Here is a 16,644-nt window from a genome sequence, read left to right as displayed (position 1 = left end):
GCGCCCCTTGCGGGAGGCAAGGGGCGCACGGACTGCAACGGCGGGCGGGCGGCCGTACGCGTCGGTACGGCCGCTCACCCGGCGACTCATATATGTCGCATTACTTCGTGTTGACGGTGACCTTGCCGTCGATGATGTCCTGCTTGGCCTTGTCGACGGCGGCGACGACCTTGGTCATGGCCTTGTACTTCGGGTTGGAGTCGGCGAAGCCGACGCCGTCGGTCTTGAGGGTGCCCTCGATGACACCGCTCTCCGGCTTGCCCTGGTAGACGGACTTCACGAGGTCGTACACCGCGCCGCCGACGTTCTTCAGGGCGGAGCCCAGGATGTAGTCCTTGTACTTGGCGAGAGCGCTCTGGCCGTACTGGTCGGAGTCGACACCGATCGCCCAGATCTTGGCGGTGGCGGCGGCCTGGATCACACCCTGGCCGGAGAGACCGGCCGCGTGGTAGATGACGTCGGCACCCGCTTCGATCTGCCCCTGTGCCGCGGCCTTGCCCTTGTCGGGGCTGGAGAAGCCGCCCTCCGCGGGCGTCTGGGTCAGGTACTGCGACTCGATCTTGATCTTCGGGTTGACCGACTTGGCACCCTGGTCGAACCCGGCCTCGAAGGTGTGGATCAGCGGAATGTCCACACCGCCGATGAAGCCGATGTGGTCCTTCTTGGTGGCCGAGGCCGCGGCCACACCCGCGAGGTACGACGACTGCTCCGCCGCGAAGACCATGTCGACGACGTTCTTGGCCGTCACTTCGTTGTCGTCGATGATGCCAAAGGTGATCTTGGGGTACTTGGCCGCGATCTCCTTGACCGCCGGCGCGTACACGAAGCCGACACCGATGATCGGGTTGTAGCCGGCCTTGGCCAGCTGGTCGAGCCGCTGCACCTTGTCGGCGTCGGTCTCGTTGTCGGCGGGCTCGACGTCCCGGCCGCCGATGCCGAACTCCTTCTCGGCCTTCTGGAAGCCGGCGTAGGCGGCGTCGTTGAAGGACTGGTCGCCCTTGCCGCCGATGTCGTAGGCGAGGCCGATGCCCTTGCCGTTGTACTTGCCGGACGAGCCGGTGCCGGAGGCACCGCTGTCCTGGCTGGACTTACCGCATCCGGCAGCCGCGAGGGCGATGACGGCGACCGTCACCGCGGCTTGGGAGAACTTCGTCCTCCGAGAGACAGAACGCACAGCACGTACCCCTTCGTCCCCACGGCACCGTCACCGGCCCGCTTCCCCAACCGGCCACCTGCGGTGGCGATTTCGGCGCACAGTAACGCGCGTAGAAGGGAAGGGGAACGGGGTTTCTCCGGGCCGTTATCGAACCGTGCCGACCCCGGGTTACAAGAAGAGACCATCGGTTACGCCGGGGTGACACAAGGGGACGAATGGACCCCTGTCGGGCATCCTCGTCCCCTGCCGTCCGCTGACCGTTTCTCCGGCGTTCTTCCCCGGCCGTCCACTCCGCCGCCCGTGCGGCCGCCCGTGCCGCCGCTAGCGGGTCGCGTCGATGAGGGCGGCGGCGGTGAACAGCTCCACCCCGACCGTGATGGCCCGCTCGTCGGCGTCGAAGTCACCCTGGTGCAGGTCGCGCACGGTCCGCTCGCCCGGCGTCCGCACCCCGAGCCGTGCCAGGGCGCCCGGCACGTGCTCCAGGTACCAGGAGAAGTCCTCGCCGCCGAGGCTCTGCTCGGTGGTCTCGATGGAGTCGGTGCCGCGCCGGGCGGTCATCGCGTCCCGCAGCAGTTCGGTGATCACCGGGTCGTTGACGACCGGCGGCACCCCGCGCACGTAGTTGATCTCGGACTTGGCCCGGTGCAGGGTCGCGATCTCGTCGATCGCCGCGTGCACCACGTCCGGCGCCTGCCGCCAGGCGGCCAGGTCCAGGCACCGCACGGTCCCGGAGAGCTCGGCGTGCTGGGGGATGACGTTGGGCGCGTGCCCGGACTCGATCCGTCCCCAGGTCACGGCGAGCCCGCTGCGGCTGTCCACGCGCCGCGCGATGAGCGCAGGCACGTCGACGGCGACCCGGGCGGCGGCGGTGACCATGTCGGTGGTCAGATGCGGCCGGGCGGTGTGCCCGCCGGGCCCGTCCAGCGCCACCTCGATACGGTCGCAGGCGCTGGTGATGGCCCCGGTCCTGAGCCCGATCCGCCCCGCGTCCACCCGCGGGTCGCAGTGCACGGCGATGATCCGCCCCACCCCGTCCAGCACCCCGGACGCGATGGCGTCGGCGGCACCGCCGGGCAGCACCTCCTCGGCGGGCTGGAAGAGCAGCCGTACGGGCCGCGGCAGCAGCCCCCGCTCGTGGAGCTCGGCGAGGACGAGCCCGGCGCCCAGCACCACGGCGGTGTGCACGTCGTGCCCGCACGCGTGCGCCCGGTCCGGCACGGTGGACCGGTAGGCGCACTCGGTCTTCATGTCCGGGATGGGCAGGGCGTCGATGTCGGCGCGCAGGGCGAGCACGGGCAGCCCGTCGGTCTCGGGCCCGATGTCACAGCTGAGCCCGGTTCCCATGGAGAGCACCCGCGGCCTCAGACCGGCCTTCTCCAGCCGTTCCTTGATCGCGGCCGTGGTGCGGAACTCCTGGTTGCCCAGCTCGGGGTGCATGTGCAGGTCGCGCCGGAAGGCTACGAGTTCGGCGTGCAGCTCCTCGCTGAGCACACCGGGGAGCACATCCCCTGGGAGGTCGGCCTCGGACTCTAGGGACATCAATTGGTTCACCCTCTGAAGGGTAGGACGCCCGGGGGGTCAACTGCCCCGAGATCAACAAAAGTTCAGCCCGTTAGGGGAAGAAAATCTGACCGCGATGGCATGACCTCGGACGTGGCTGGGTAAAACCTATGTTTCCTCTTCCACGCATACCACGCCGCGCGGCAATCACGCCGTTTCTGTCCACGTACCGAAACGGAACCGGGCCGGAACGGCGACTTCGACACGCGCGGCACGCCCGCCCGGTAGCGTGCGCGACCGTGACGGACCCGGAGACGACCGACTTCATAGAAACCACCCGTACGTCCTACGACGCGATCGCCGAGGACTACTCCGCCGCCTATGCCGGCCCCCCGGACCAACCGGTGGACATGTCCCTGATCGGCGCCTTCGCCCAACTGGTGAAGGCGAACGGCACCGCCCCCGTGGCCGACCTGGGCAGCGGCCCCGGCCACGTCACCGCCCACCTGAACGAGCTGGGGGTCCCGGCCTTCGGCATCGACCTCTCCCCCGCCATGGTCGCCCTGGCCCGCGAGGCCCACCCCGGCGTGCGGTTCCACCGGGGCTCGATGACGTCCCTGGACCTGCCCGACGCGACCCTGGGCGGCATCCTCGCCCTCTACTCGATCATCCACGTCCCCGACGCCCACCTGCCGGCGACCTTCGCCGGCTTCCACCGCGTCCTGGTCCCCGGCGGCCACGTCCTGCTGGCCTTCCAGAAGGGCGAACAGCCCGGCCTCCACCTCACCGAACGCTTCGGCCACGAGATCGACCTCCACTACTACTGGCGCCCGGCGTACGCGGTGGGCGACATGCTCGCCAAGGCGGGCCTGGAGGTGGCGGCCACCCTGATCCGCGAGCCGCTCGGCCAGGAGAAGTGGCCCCGGGCGTTCGTACTGGCCCGCAAGCCCTGACCGTACGGGGAGTGCTCGGCCGGAGACATCAGAGCTGAGCCACCTGAGTACGGTGCACACACTCGGTGACGACGTCCCGCAGGCTGCCGGTGTCGGCCAGCAGTCGCCGCTGCTCGTCGGCGCCGTTGCCGTCCCGCAGCAGCCGTTGAACGGCCTCCTCCACCATCGCCAGGTCGCCGCTGTCCGCGAGGGCGTCCCGGGTGTGCGCCAGCAGGGCGTCCAGGACCGCCTCCGCCGGCCGGGGCCGCAGGGTGAGGGGATCGAGCAGTTTCCCGCCCAGCCCCGAGCGGGCGGCGCGCCACCCGGCCATCCGCGCCAGTCCCACGCCGTGGTCCACGGGCTCCTGCCCAGCCCGCCACTCCCGCCCGGCGGTCTCCACCAGGGCACGGGCCAGCGCGGCCACGAGCACGGCGGTCCCGGCGCGCAGGCACACGTCGGCGACCCGGATCTCCACGGTCGGATAGCGCTGGGCGAGCCGGGCGTCGAAGTAGACCATCCCCTCGTCCAGGATGACGCCGGTGGCCACCATGTCCGCGACCAGCCGGTGGTAGCGCTCCGCGGACCGGAACAGCTCGGCCGGCCCGGCGGACGGCCAGCGCGCCCACACCCGGCTGCGATAACTGGCGTACCCGGAGTCCCGGCCCTGCCAGAAGGGGGAATTGGCGCTGACGGCGACGAGCGCGGGCAGCCAGGGCCGCACCCGGTCCAGAACCCCGACCCCCTCCTCGTCCGACTCCACGGAAACATGCACATGACACCCGCAGACCAGTTGCTCCCGGGTGGCGATCCCGTACTGCTCGGCCATCCACTGGTAGCGCCGGTTGACGCTGACGGAGGGGCTGACCGGCAGCGGCGAGCTGGCCAGCGCGGTAACGGCGCACCCCATCTCCCCGGCGAGCCGCGCGGCCTCCTTACGGCACCGCACGATCTCCTCTCCCAGGTCCGTCATCTCCGACTGCGGCTGGGTGGCGAACTCCAGCATCTGCCCGTAGAGCTCCTTCTCGAACACCTCCTGCCCCGGATCCGCCAACGCGGCCCGGGCCAGCACCGCGGCCGCCGACGCCTTCGGCTCCCCCGTCTCCGGGTCCACGAGCAGAAGCTCCTCCTCCACTCCGACGGTACGCACCCGGGCCACCCTCCATCCGTGCCGCCACCGAACGCGGCAGCCTCTGCACCCCCGACTTCCCACGCCGGCCGGGTGGACACCTGCCGGCGGCGGGCGGCTGGACGCTCACTCCGCCGCGAACAGCTCCGCGGCGTCCGTGGCGTGCATGGCGCGCCGAGCCCAGGCCTCAAGCCGGTCCAGCTCGGTGCAGGCGTGCACCTGCTCGCGCCGCCGCGCACGTCGACCTGACGCCCGAGGACCTCGCCCGCATCCAGGAGATCCTGCCGCACGGGGCGGCCGGATCCCGCTACCCGGCCGCGGTCATGCGGGCCTGGCGGTGACCGCGCCGATCCCTCCGACGGGCCCTGCGGGCCGGCCGGCACCGCCGCGGGCGGGCGTCATGGGGAGCGGGGCCACGCCCGTGGCAAGGGGTGATCACCGTGGCGTGAGCACGCCGCCGGCTACGCCGGGCTCGCCACCGCCGTCAGCCGGTGCACGTCCTTCGCCGTGCCGGTGACCCCGGAGAGGAACCCCTGGGCGCGCGGCGACGCGTTCTCCGTCAGCCAGGCCGGGTCGATGTCGCAGACGGCCACCCGGACGCCCGTGCCGACCAGGGCCAGGGGGAGGGTGTGTACGACCGTCGAGGGAAAGCTCAGGATCGTACGGCCGATCGGGCCGCGGCGGGCGATCAGTTCCAGGGGGAGGTCCGGGCGGACTATCTCCAGCCCCGTCTCGCCCGCGAGGCGGTGGAGTTTCTCCGTGCTCTCCCGGCGGTGGGCGAAGTAGCGGGTCGCACCGTGTGCCTTCGCCAGGGTCTGGACGGCCTCCAGATAGCGGTCGCCGTCCACGACGCCGGTCTCCACCAGGGAGGTGCCGACCATGTCGGCGCCCTTGGTGATGCGCGGCGGGCCGAAGCGGGCTCTGGTCCAGCCGAAGTCGTTGGCGGTGACCGTCACGCCCGCCGGGGTCTCCGTCACCGGCATGGAGGAGAAGACCTCCACCCGGCGGCGGTCGCTGGGCGTGAGGCGGCGGCGCGCGGAGGAGGAGACGGGGGCGAAGAGCAGGTCCCGGGCGCCCGGGCGGCCGCCCTTGCGGTGCCAGCGGACCAGGCGTTCGCCGCGCGCCAGTTGGGCCACGAACTCCATCGTCGCCGTGCCGTCGTCGACGACGACCAGGTCACGGGCACGGGTGATGGTCAGGAGCAGCTGCACGTAGCGGGAGAAGGGATCGCCCATCACGATGCGGTCGGCCCGGCGGAGCGAGCCCGCCAGGCCGCCGATCGTCTGGAAGGGGGCGGTGGTGCCGCCCCGGGCTTCCTCCCAGCGGACCCGGTATCCCTCGTCACGGGCCAGGTCCGCCATACGGCGCAGCTGGCCCCGGGTCATGGGGTCCGTCGGGGACAGGACGACGATCGTGAGTTCCGCGCCGGGTGCCGCCGCCGATATGGCGACCGATGCGCGGCGGCCCTGCGAGGGCACCGTCGGCACCGCCCCGCGCAGGGCGTGGACATGCGCCCACTCCAGCACGTTCAGCAGCTGCACCGGACTCTCGACGAACGCGAGTGTGTGGGGGCCGGGGTTCCCGGCGCGGGGGCTCATCGACGTACGACCGTCCCGTCGTCGTAACACAACAGACGTAACTTCAGGATCTCAGCGGTGTCAGACCTGGACCGGCTCGCCGGCCGCCGCGGCGATCTCCGCCTCGGCGACGACACCGGTGACACGGCGCAGCTTCTTCATCGGGCCGAGCTCGGAGTCGTAGACCTTCTTGACGCCGTCACCGAGGGAGGCCGAGATGGTGCGGATGTCGCGGACCAGGCGGGTGAGGCCCTGCGGCTCGACGGAGGCGGCCTGGTCGGAGCCCCACATGGCGCGGTCCAGGGTGATGTGGCGCTCGACGAAGGTGGCGCCCAGGGCGACCGCGGCGAGGGTGGTCTGCAGGCCCGTCTCGTGGCCGGAGTAGCCGATCGGGACGTTCGGGTACTCCTTCTCCAGCGTGTTGATCACGCGGAGGTTGAGCTCCTCGGCCTTCGCCGGGTAGGTGGAGGTGGCGTGGCAGAGCAGGATGTTGTCCGAGCCGAGGACCTCGACCGCGTGGCGGATCTGCTTCGGGGTGGACATGCCGGTGGAGAGGATGACCGAGCGGCCGGTGGCGCGCAGCGCCTTCAGCAGCTCGTCGTCCGTCAGGGACGCGGAGGCGACCTTGTGGGCCGGGACGTCGAACTTCTCCAGGAAGGCGACGGCCTCGGTGTCCCACGGGGAGGCGAACCAGGCGATGTTCTTGCTCTTGCAGTACTCGTCGATCTGGCGGTACTCGTCCTCACCGAACTCCACGCGGTGGCGGTAGTCGATGTAGGTCATGCGACCCCAGGGGGTGTCACGCTCGATGTCCCACTGGTCGCGCGGGGTGCAGATCTCCGGGGTGCGCTTCTGGAACTTGACGGCGTCACAGCCGGCCTCGGCGGCGACGTCGATCAGCTTGAAGGCGTTCTCCAGCTCACCGTTGTGGTTGATGCCGATCTCGCCGCAGATGTAGACGGGCTGACCGGGGCCGACCTCACGGGTACCGAACGTGCGCAGACGGGAGTTGCTCATGACTGTGGGGTGTCCTTACTTCGGGAGGGAATCGAGAGAGGGGCCGAGGATCCAGCTGGCGATCTCTCGGATCGCGCCGTCGCCACCCGGGACGGTGGTGACCGCGCGTGCGGCGCCGCGTACGACGTCGTGGGCGCTCGCGACCGCCACGGGCCAGCCCACGAGGGCGAAGCACGGGAGGTCATTGACGTCGTTTCCGACGTAGAGCACGCGCTCGGGAGCGATGCCCTGCTCCTCGCACCACTGCTTGAGTGCGAGGTCCTTGCGGTCGATGCCGTGCAGGACCGGGATCTGTAGCTTCCGGGCCCGGGCGGCGACGACCGGGTTCTGCTCCGTGGAGAGGATCAGCATCTTCAGCCCGCTCTTTCGCAGGGCGGCGATGCCGAGTCCGTCGCCGCGGTGCACGGAGACGAACTCCTTTCCATCGGCGTCGATCAGCACCCGGTCGTCGGTCTGGGTGCCGTCGAAGTCCAGTACGACCGCGTCGATGTCGTCGGCGGTCGGCAGCGAACCGGGGCGGTCCGCGTCGAAGAGGGTGGCCAGCGCGCGGGCGCGGGCCAGGTCGTGCGGGTCGTCGATCTCCAGGACGCGGGCCGGGTCGGTGCGCACCAGCTCGGTGTGGCCGAAGAAGCGGTGCCGGTGCTCGCGGAAGCCGGCGGCGCGCATCGCGTAGGCGGCGCCGGTCTCCAGGAAGTCCTGCGGGCGGTCCTGGCGGCGGGGGCGGAAGGACTTGTCGTGGTTGACGCCGAAGCCGCCGCTCGCCGAGGCCGCGTCGGTGCCGACCGGCACCGGGGCGTCCACGTCGTCGCGCCAGACGAAGCCGTGGAAGGGCGCCACGGTCAGGGCCGTGTCGGCGCCGTTCTCGACGATCGCGCCGGCCACCCCGTCGATGTCCTCGCGGATGATGAACGGGCTGGTGCACTGCACGAGCAGGACCACGTCCACCGGGGCGCCGTGCAGCGCCTCGTGGGCGTCCATGGCGTGCAGGACGGCGGCCTCGGAGGTGGCGGTGTCACCGGCGATGGCGGCGGGACGCAGTACCACCTCGGCGCCGGCGGACCGGGCGGCCGCGGCGATCGCCTGGTCGTCGGTCGAGACGACGACGTCGGTCACCAGCCGGGAGGCCCGGCACTCGCGGACGGCGCGGGCGACCAGCGGGACGCCGCCGACCGGGAGGAGGTTCTTCGCGGGCACGCCCTTGGAGCCGCCGCGCGCGGGGATCACGGCGAGTACCCGGGGTACGACGGCCGTTTCGGGGTGGGACATCGGCTCTGTTCCTTCGGATGCGTGGAGCTGGGCTCCTTGGCGCGGGATCCGGTCGCTCACAGCTCTCCCATTCGTCGGATCACGGGGGCCACCCGCTGGACGCCGTGGCGGTAGGCGCCGCGTGCGGCCCGGCGCACGATCTGGCGGACGGGGCCCGGTGCCTTGTCGGCGGCGGGCGCGCCGGGCAGCGGTACGCCGTCGGGGCCGAGGTGGTGGCGGGCCAGGATGCCGGGCAGGTAACCGGGTGCGGTCTCGGGTGTGTAGTACGGGTTCAGGGGCGGCAGGCCGCCGGGCCGGGCGAGCAGCTTGGCGATCCGCTCGCGGCCGGCGTCGAACGCGGTGGCGTAGGAGCCGTCGGCGGCGACGCCCTGCCGTGAGACCCACTCGGCGTCGGGCACCGGGCGGTGTCCGGCGTCGAGCTGGTCCCAGGAGGCGAGGCAGCCGGAGCCGACGAAGTGGTGGTTGCCGAACGTCTCGCGGACCCCGAGGTCGGTGAGGACCACGGTGGGGATCCGCCGGTGCAGGGCTTCCAGAGCGGCCGTCGAGCTGACGGTGACCAGGAGGTCCGTGCGGTCGAGTACCTCGCCCATGTGCCCGTACACCAGACGGAAGTTGGCGGGCACGTCCTTGCCCTGGACCAGCTTCTGGTACGGCAGTTCCTCGATGTGGGTGGTGTGCTCGCCGGGCTTGGAGCGCAGCTTGAGCAGCACCTCCCGCTCGGGGTGCTGACGGGCGTGCCGGATGAGGCGGTTGAGCAGGTACGTACGGTCCTTGCGGCTCTCGGGGACCGAGGGCTGGGCCGCGAACACCACGGTGTAGGGCTCGTGTTCGCCTTCGTAGGGCTCTCCGCCGAGGAACGGCAGCGCGACCTCGGTCACCGCGGAGGAGTCCGCGCCGACCCCGTCGTACACGGCCCGGAATCGGTCCGCGTCCTGGCGGGAGTTGGCGAGGACGAGGTCCGCTCCGTGCCGCAGCAGCAGACCGTCGGCGAGCTTCTCGTAGACGACGCCGACATAGCCGGTGACGACGACGGGCCGCTTCTCGCGGCCGGCGAAGACGCTGCGCAGCCCGTGCAGCATCGCCTGCACCCCGCCGCCGACGAGGGAGAGGACGAGGATGTCGTACGACGCCGTGCCCTCGGGGTCGGCTTCCGTGCCCGCGGGCCCGGCCTCCATGGCACGCAGGAACTCGACGGCCGTCACCTCGCGGAGCGAGTCCGCGTGGACGCCGACTTCCTGGAGCTGGCGGGCGGTGGGGGTGGCACGGCCGCGCAGGAGGTAGCCGTCGAGCCGGACGTCCGAGTTGTCGCTTTCGTTGGGGATCAGGCGCTTCGCGGTGAGCGCCCCCCACTTCCACCGAGTATCGGAATCCGCCAGGACGGCCACCCGCAGGGACTTCGTTGCACTTGCTGGCACATCCAAGACGCTAGGAAGCGATTCCGAGGATCTCCCGAACCCGAATCCAACAAAGGGTTAACAACACATCGCCGAATGGCGAATCAGCCCGGGATAAGCCTTGAAAAAGCCCCGATTCATAGCTTCGACACATGTCGTTCACCTGGTGTCAAGACAACGGTCAGGACGGATGACGGGCGCCCCTCTAACGTCCCCCACGTGGTCAAGCTCTCCGTCATCGTGCCGTTCTACAACGTGCAGCAATACGCGCCCGACACCCTGAGGAGCCTGCGCGCGAACGCGCGTGAGGACTTCGAATTCATTCTCGTCGACGACTGCTCGACCGACGGGACACCAGAGATTCTCGCGCGAGCCGAGCGCGAGCTGCCAGGCGCGGTCCATGTCAGACACGAGCTGAACGGAGGGCTGGCCACCGCGCGCAACACCGGCATCGACAAAGCACGCGGCGAGTACGTCACCTTCCTGGACGGCGACGACTGGCTCGCGCCCGGCTACTACCCGGACCTGGTGACCGCGATCGAGTCGCTGGGCTGCGACTTCGTCCGTACCGACCATGTGCAGTGCACCGCGCGCGCACGGGTCGTGCACCGGGTGCCGGTCGGCCGCCGCAACACCGTCATGAACCCGCGGGAGGCGATCCTGCCGACCGACCGGACCACCTCCGTCGACTACGCGTACGCGTGGGCGGGGGTCTACCACCGCCGTCTGGTGGACAAGGGGGTCGTCCACTTCACGGACGGCCTGCGCACGGCCGAGGACCGGCCGTGGATCTGGAAACTGCACCGGGAGGCCGAGTCCTTCGCGGCGGTGAACCTGCTCGGCGTCTTCTACCGGCGTGGCGTAGCCTCGTCACTCACGCAGATCGGAGATGTCCGTCAGCTCGATTTCATTCGCGCGTTCGACCAGGTGATCGAGGAAACCGCACAGGACGCGGACGCGAAGGAACTCCTGCCGAAGGCCGTCCGTACCTACTGCGCCATCATTTCCCATCACCTGGGATCCATCGAAAGGTTCGAGCCCGCGGTGGCGAAAAAGCTGAAATCCATGAGCGCCGCCGCACTGCGGCGCATGCCGCAGGACGTGCTGGACGAGGCCCTGGACTCCATGGACCTCCAGCGCGCCACCAAGCTGCGCCGGCTGCGCCGCCGTCCCGCTCCCGCGGGGGCCGCCGCGTGACGACCCAGATCTTCCAGGCGTCCACCCTCTACGGCACGGCCACCCTCGCCGCCGCCCTGGACTCCGGCGTCTTCCGCCCGGCCGACCGGCGCATCCTGCTGGTCTGCAACAACGCGGCCACCCCGGAGACCACTCCGGGCCTGGACGTGGCGCCGGGCTTCGAGCGGCTGCGGGACCGCTTCGACGACGTGATCTCGTACAACGAGACGATCTTCCCGTTCCACCCCGGTGGCTGGGCCCCGCGCCCCGAGGACCTCCCCCTGTGGGAACGCTTCCTGCGCCACGAGTGGCGGCTCGGCGACGACGACGTGGAACTCGCCGTCGAGTCCATCCAGGTCAACCCCTCGCTGAGCCTCACCCAGATGTTCACCGGCGCCCCGGTCACCGTCTACGCCGACGGCCTGATGAGCTACGGCCCGACCCGCAACAAGATCGACCCGTTGGTCGGCACCCGGGTGGACCGGGTCCTCCACCTCGACCTGGTGCCGGGTCTGAAGCCGATGCTGCTCACCGAGTTCGGTGTCCCCGGCGAGGTCGTGCCGACCCCGGCCTTCACCAAGGTGCTGGCCGAACTGGCCCCCAGCGGGGACGAGTTGCCGCAGATCGAGGAACCGGCCCTGCTGCTCGGCCAGTACCTCTCCGCGCTCGGCATCCTCTCCCCCGAGCAGGAGGAGAACCTGCACGTCCGGATGTTGAAGGGCGCCGTCGAACTCGGCCACACCAAGGTCGTGTTCAAGCCGCACCCCTCCGCCCCGGCCCGCTTCGTGCACACCCTGGAGCAGGAGGCCGAGAGGCTCGAGGTCGACCTCACCGTCCTGGACACCACGGTCCTCGCCGAGGTGCTGTACCAGAAGATGCGCCCCGCGCTGGTCGTCGGCTGCTTCTCCACCGCGCTGCTCACCGCGTCCGCGCTGTACGGCCTGCCGACCGCCCGGATCGGCACCGACACGCTCCTCGACAAGCTCACCCCGTACGAGAACAGCAACCGCGTGCCGGTCACCGTCGTCGACGCGCTGCTGCCCTCGCTCACCGACCGCAAGGCCGTCGAGGAGCAGCGCGCGCTGCTGACCGTCGGGGAACTCACCGAGTTGCTCCGCGCGGTGGGCTTCGCGATGCAGCCGAAGATCCACCCGCAGCTGCGCCAGGAGACCGAGCGCTATCTCACCAAGCACCTCAACGACACGACCATCCGCTACTTCAAGCGCAAGCGCCTGACCTCGCTCGCGCTGCCCGGCGGGCTTCCGGCCCAGCTGGGCTTCCTGCCGCGCAACGCGACCGTCCGTCGGATGGCCCGCAAGGCGCGCAACCTGCGGCGGGTCGTGCGCCGCTAGGCGCTCCGCCAAGCGCTCCGCTGGAAGCGCCGCGTCATGTCGTCGGTCGGCTGCCGCGCCGTTGTGGCTGGTCGCGCTCACGCGGCGGAGCCGCACATCCAATACAGCCCCGCGCCCCTTACGGGGCGCTGCCCATGGGGCGGGTCCGGATCCGGACCCGCCCCTTCGGCGTTATCGGCCGAGGATCTTCTTGATCGTGGCGCGGTTCTCCTCGGTGACCTTCCACAGCTGCTGCTGCCGGTCGTGCACGTCGGCGACGGTACGGCTGTGGTTGTCGAGGATGCCGATCGCGCGCTCGGTGAGGATGTCGCCGAGGTTGCGCTCGTGCACCGAGACGCCCCACTCGGGCCGCTCGATGTCGTTCAGGAAGTACGCCATCTTCGGGTGCGAGATGAGCGAGATGATGGGCGTGCCGACCCCGAACGGGATCATGCCGGCGTGCCCGCGCATGCCGATGACCAGGCGGGTCTTGGCGTACGTCTCACGGATCTCGTCGTTGGAGAAGTCGTACATCGGGATCACCGGCAGCGAGATGCCGTGCTCGCGGCGCAGGTCGAAGGCGATCTTCTCGTCGTCCAGCGAGTGCGCGACACACTTGACCTCGGTGTGCGCGCCGATCTTGCGCACGGCCTTGGCCATCTCGGCGAGGAAGTGCGCGTAGTCGTGGCCGAAGCGCAGCCCCGCGCGGTCGTAGGCCGCGTTGAGCATGACCGTGTCCTCGCGGTACGCCGGGTCGGTCCAGCCGGTCACCAGCTGGCGCATGACCGTGGTCGGGCAGGGCTGGAAGACGACCTTGTCCTGGAGCTCCGGCGGGAGCATGCCGCGGACCTTGGCGATGGAGCCGTGGTTGCGCAGGCCGAAGAAGGACGACTTCTCGACCAGCAGCCGCAGGCTCTCGTTGAACCGGGTGGCGCGGTAGGACTGGCCGTCGAAGGCGTTGAAGCCGACCGCGTAGATCATGATCGGGACGTCGATGGCGCGCAGGTGCTCGTCCGGGACGTTCCACTGCCAGGCACTGTTGCCGTTGGGCATGGTGTCCGGGATGAACAGACCGCCGCCGCCGATGACCAGACCCCGGCGGGCGTTGACCCGCTCCAGGGCGGCCTGGTCGAAGTAGCGGTGGGCGTGCACCGAGTGCCAGCGCCGGGAGGAGGTGTCCGGGCCGAAGCCGAGCCGGACGGTCTCCGGGAGCAGCTTGTCGCCCGCGTTGCCCTGCCGGTCCATGTAGAACGCGACGTGCGCCAGCTGGTCCTCGGCGCTGCCCTGCTCCTGGGAGGGGACGGCGGCCGCGCGCTGCGCCCACAGGCGGCTGGGGCGGTGCGTGGGGTCGACGGTGAGGCCGGCGGTGGCGTAGCGGAGGGCCTCGGTGTTGTCGCCGTGCACCCAGGCCATCTGGGCGAGCCGGGAGAAGGCGGTCGCGGCCCGGTTGGGGGCGGCGCTGGCGAGCAGCAGCTGGGTCTTGGCCTCGTCGTAGCGGGAGACGCTCATCAGGGCGTGGCCGAGCACCTCGTGCGGCCAGGCCTCGTCCAGCGGGATACGGACGCTGCTGAGCACGTCGACGGCGTCCTGGTAGTCGCCGGCCGCGATGTGCGCGGCGGCCACCTTGCGGGCGATCTCCACGTCCCCGGTGCGCTTGACGTGCGGGGTGCCGAAGTGGACGACCAGGTCGTGGTGGAGGCCGCCGGAGGAGGCGAAGTAGGCCGCGTGGAAGTCGGCGTCGTTCATCTCGAACTCGCGCCAGCGGTCCTCGGCCTGCGCGTAGCCGGACTCGCCGCCCTGCCAGGGCTTGTGCCGCCCGGTGAAGTGCAGGATCTTCGTCTCCTCCGGGACCGGGAGGTCGCCGGAGAGCCGCCGCTTGACGAAGTTGTACTTGGCGTCGAGGCGGACGAAGTCGCCGTCCAGGACGGCGTTCAGGATGCCCTGGTCGTGCTTGTCCAGCTCGTACTCGCCGCTGCGGCCGATCTTGTCGATCTTCGCGCAGAACTCGTCGGACAGGTACTCCTTCTGGATCACCAGAAGACCGGAGTTCAGCTTGTGCTGCCCGTAGAAGAACTGCGGCACGGCCGCGAGGCCCTCGCGCAGCTCCAGGAGCTCGCCGAGACCACCGAGGACGACCATGTCGGTGTCCAGGGTGATGATCGTGTCGTAGTCGCGCAGCCGGAAGATGTCGAGGATGAAGTACGCCTTGCGGACCAGGTAGTTGTCCTGGTCGCCCTTGACGTACGAGTCGTAGTGCGTGTCGTTGACCCGCTGCAGCACGATCCGCGGGTGCAGGGCGCGGATCTTCGCGATGGAGGCCGGGCGCAGGTCGTCGTAGAGCACGACGAAGTCCTCGCAGACGCCCGGGTTGGACAGGGCGAGGCTGCGCAGCAGGACGAGGAAGCCGGGGAGGTAGTTCTCGTCCACGTAGGACGCGAACGCGATCCGGCGCTTCTTGGTGAGGGCGCTCGCGTCGGTGTTCGGTATCGCCGGGGTGAAGGTGGTCGTCATCGCAGGGAGATCCTCATGTCGCTCACGCTCTGGGCCCGCTGCATGACCCAATCCTTCTCGCTGGTGTATTCGTGCACGGAGGTGATGGCCAGCTTCATGGCCTCCTGCACGCGGTAGGCGCCGCTCTCGTAGAAGTCGAACCCGATCAGGTCCAGGGTCGGGCTGACGTCCAGGAAGTCCAGCAGCCAGAGCATGTTGAAGCCGGAGGTCGGGATACCCGACCAGGCGTCGGCGCCGATCTGCCCGATGTTGCGCATCGGCCAGCGCAGCGACTCGTCGCCGAGGTACTTCTGGGCGCCGGGCACCAGCTTGTTGCGCAGCGAGTGCTTCCAGTCGCCGGAGACGCCGCCGAAGATCAGCCGGGTGGTCACCGGCTTCTCCCAGTTGAAGGCGTGCTTGTGGATGCTGACGTGGATGTCGGTGCGCTCACCGGTGTGCTTCGGGTCGATCTTGTACGAGTTGAAGCGCACGACCAGGTCGTAGTCGTCGATCTCCTTGCCCATGCCGCTGGCACCCACCCGGCCCGAGTTGGCGATCAGGCAGATCGACTTGCCGGCGATCTGGTTGCGGAACTCCCCGAGGGTGATCCACTGCACGCCGTCGAAGGTCGGGTTGCCGACCGGGCCGCGCATCCGGATCCGGCGCTGCTCGGCGTAGAGCGCGACCGCGTCGGTGAGACCGGCGTCACCGCCCTCGGCGAGGCGCAGGTCGAGGTACTGGCTGAGCAGTTCCTGCCGGTCGTTCACCGGCGCCTCGTCCGCGGCCAGGGCGAGCAGGGCGCCCACCAGCCGGGGCTCGGCGGCCTTCCAGTCACCGATGGCCTGCAGGGCGAGGCCCTCGGCCCAGGTGGCCGTGGAGGGCTCGCGGACGTGATCCGTGGCGGCGGGGACCTGGTGCTTGAGGAGGTCCAGGAGTTCGCGTTCGCGTTCGGCGGCGCGGCGCAGGCCGGAGATCCGGTTGGCGACGCCGAAGCCGTCCTCCTTGGTGAGTTCGAGGTAGCGCTCGTAGGCCTCGACGGCCTCGCTCTCCTCGCCGAGTCCCTCCAGGATGCGGGCGCGCAGCCGCCAGCCGGCGCGGGAGTTCTTGCGCTGGGCGAGCACGGTGTCGCTGATCACCAGGGCGAGGTTCAGCTCGTCGTTGTAGCCGCACTCCAGGGCCTTGTTGGCGACCGCGAGCAGGGCGTCCAGAAGGTCGTTGTTGATGCCGCCGGAGGGGCTCGCCGCGCCCTTGACGGCGCGCTTGAGAAGCGCCGTCGCGCCGCCGGCCGGGGCCGGCGCGGGCATGCTGGTGCCTTCCGTGGCGACGACCACCAGCAGTTTGCGCAACTGCTCCGCCAGCTCCGCGCGACGGCGGTCGAGGCTGCCGACCACTTTGCCGCTGTGCACAGCGCAGGCGTGCAGGCAGTCGTCCAGCTCCCCTCCGCGCGCAGGTGCCCGCCTGTTCTGGACCCTCGTCATAGCTCTCCTGATTTTGCCAAGCAAAGCTTGTGCAACTGCTGTGTGTGGTGGGGTGCCCCGCACAGGGGGGATGGATGGAGAAACTAGGAAGCCAAAACGACCATATGGTTAACGAATCCCGACGGGTGAGAGAATGGTTAGCAGGTTCACCGCGCACTTCCTATGGTTCCCCCAGGTGACGGTATGGGACTTCCACGTCCC

12 protein-coding genes are annotated in these 16,644 nt (G+C 70.2%); 3 read left to right on the top strand and 9 right to left on the bottom strand.

Going from position 1 to position 16,644, the window contains the following annotated elements:
- Nucleotides 1-100: 100 nt before the first annotated feature.
- Nucleotides 101-1,132: a BMP family lipoprotein gene (locus ACZ4N4_RS21520; RefSeq protein WP_467591805.1), complete on the bottom strand. Its 1,032-nt coding sequence runs from the start codon at nucleotides 1,130-1,132 to the stop codon at nucleotides 101-103.
- 345 nt (nucleotides 1,133-1,477) lie between these two features.
- Nucleotides 1,478-2,695 carry a M20 family metallopeptidase gene (locus ACZ4N4_RS21515; RefSeq protein WP_453568927.1) on the bottom strand — a complete coding sequence of 406 codons (1,218 nt, stop codon included), beginning with the start codon at nucleotides 2,693-2,695 and terminating at the stop codon, nucleotides 1,478-1,480.
- 260 nt (nucleotides 2,696-2,955) lie between these two features.
- Between ACZ4N4_RS21515 and ACZ4N4_RS21510 the strand changes: the two genes are divergently transcribed.
- Nucleotides 2,956-3,609: a class I SAM-dependent DNA methyltransferase gene (locus ACZ4N4_RS21510; RefSeq protein ID WP_453568928.1), complete on the top strand. Its 654-nt coding sequence runs from the start codon at nucleotides 2,956-2,958 to the stop codon at nucleotides 3,607-3,609.
- Between the two features lie 28 nt (nucleotides 3,610-3,637).
- Here ACZ4N4_RS21510 and ACZ4N4_RS21505 read toward each other — a convergent pair whose 3' ends face one another.
- The 5 genes from ACZ4N4_RS21505 to ACZ4N4_RS21485 all read right to left on the bottom strand — a co-directional run bounded on the left by ACZ4N4_RS21505 (nucleotide 3,638) and on the right by ACZ4N4_RS21485 (nucleotide 9,989).
- Nucleotides 3,638-4,735 carry a glutamate--cysteine ligase gene (locus ACZ4N4_RS21505; protein ID WP_467591028.1) on the bottom strand — a complete coding sequence of 366 codons (1,098 nt, stop codon included), beginning with the start codon at nucleotides 4,733-4,735 and terminating at the stop codon, nucleotides 3,638-3,640.
- Nucleotides 4,736-5,175: 440 nt separating this feature from the next.
- Entirely contained in the window at nucleotides 5,176-6,312 is a 1,137-nt protein-coding gene (locus tag ACZ4N4_RS21500; RefSeq protein ID WP_453568930.1) for a hypothetical protein, read from the bottom strand.
- A gap of 60 nt (nucleotides 6,313-6,372) precedes the next feature.
- On the bottom strand, nucleotides 6,373-7,308 hold the full coding sequence (locus ACZ4N4_RS21495) for an N-acetylneuraminate synthase family protein (RefSeq protein ID WP_453568931.1): 936 nt from the start codon (nucleotides 7,306-7,308) through the stop codon (nucleotides 6,373-6,375).
- Between the two features lie 15 nt (nucleotides 7,309-7,323).
- The gene (locus ACZ4N4_RS21490; RefSeq protein WP_453568932.1) at nucleotides 7,324-8,574 is read right to left on the bottom strand and encodes a cytidylyltransferase domain-containing protein; all 1,251 of its coding nucleotides are present in this window, start codon (nucleotides 8,572-8,574) and stop codon (nucleotides 7,324-7,326) included.
- Nucleotides 8,575-8,630: 56 nt separating this feature from the next.
- Complete coding sequence (locus ACZ4N4_RS21485) at nucleotides 8,631-9,989, bottom strand: DUF6716 putative glycosyltransferase (protein ID WP_467591024.1); 1,359 nt, start codon at nucleotides 9,987-9,989, stop codon at nucleotides 8,631-8,633.
- A 198-nt stretch (nucleotides 9,990-10,187) separates the two neighbouring features.
- On the opposite strand from ACZ4N4_RS21485, the gene ACZ4N4_RS21480 reads away from it, so the two are divergent.
- Together ACZ4N4_RS21480 and ACZ4N4_RS21475 are read left to right on the top strand one after the other, a co-directional pair.
- A complete protein-coding gene (locus ACZ4N4_RS21480; protein ID WP_467591021.1) occupies nucleotides 10,188-11,165 on the top strand; it encodes a glycosyltransferase family 2 protein in 978 nt (325 codons plus the stop codon).
- Nucleotides 11,162-12,496: an alpha-2,8-polysialyltransferase family protein gene (locus tag ACZ4N4_RS21475; RefSeq protein ID WP_467591018.1), complete on the top strand. Its 1,335-nt coding sequence runs from the start codon at nucleotides 11,162-11,164 to the stop codon at nucleotides 12,494-12,496. The genes ACZ4N4_RS21480 and ACZ4N4_RS21475 overlap by 4 nt, the downstream gene beginning before the upstream one ends.
- Nucleotides 12,497-12,667: 171 nt before the next feature.
- On the opposite strand, the gene ACZ4N4_RS21470 is transcribed toward ACZ4N4_RS21475, so the two are convergent.
- The gene (locus ACZ4N4_RS21470) at nucleotides 12,668-14,986 is read right to left on the bottom strand and encodes a glycosyltransferase (RefSeq protein WP_467591015.1); all 2,319 of its coding nucleotides are present in this window, start codon (nucleotides 14,984-14,986) and stop codon (nucleotides 12,668-12,670) included.
- Nucleotides 14,983-16,443, bottom strand: a complete 1,461-nt coding sequence (locus ACZ4N4_RS21465) for a glycosyltransferase family 29 protein (protein ID WP_467591012.1) — start codon at nucleotides 16,441-16,443, stop codon at nucleotides 14,983-14,985. The genes ACZ4N4_RS21470 and ACZ4N4_RS21465 overlap by 4 nt, the downstream gene beginning before the upstream one ends.
- Nucleotides 16,444-16,644: the final 201 nt, after the last annotated feature.

This window comes from Streptomyces sp. NPDC026538 (assembly GCF_055567535.1).
This window is presented reverse-complemented; position numbering and strand designations above follow the sequence as displayed.

Coding starts and splice junctions, on each gene's coding strand:
- ACZ4N4_RS21515 (WP_453568927.1), bottom strand. CDS start 2,695: ATGTCCCTAGAGTCCGAGGCCGACCTCCCAGGGGATGTGCTCCCCGGT.
- ACZ4N4_RS21500 (WP_453568930.1), bottom strand. CDS start 6,312: ATGAGCCCCCGCGCCGGGAACCCCGGCCCCCACACACTCGCGTTCGTC.
- ACZ4N4_RS21495 (WP_453568931.1), bottom strand. CDS start 7,308: ATGAGCAACTCCCGTCTGCGCACGTTCGGTACCCGTGAGGTCGGCCCC.
- ACZ4N4_RS21490 (WP_453568932.1), bottom strand. CDS start 8,574: ATGTCCCACCCCGAAACGGCCGTCGTACCCCGGGTACTCGCCGTGATC.
- ACZ4N4_RS21470 (WP_467591015.1), bottom strand. CDS start 14,986: ATGACGACCACCTTCACCCCGGCGATACCGAACACCGACGCGAGCGCC.
- ACZ4N4_RS21465 (WP_467591012.1), bottom strand. CDS start 16,443: ATGACGAGGGTCCAGAACAGGCGGGCACCTGCGCGCGGAGGGGAGCTG.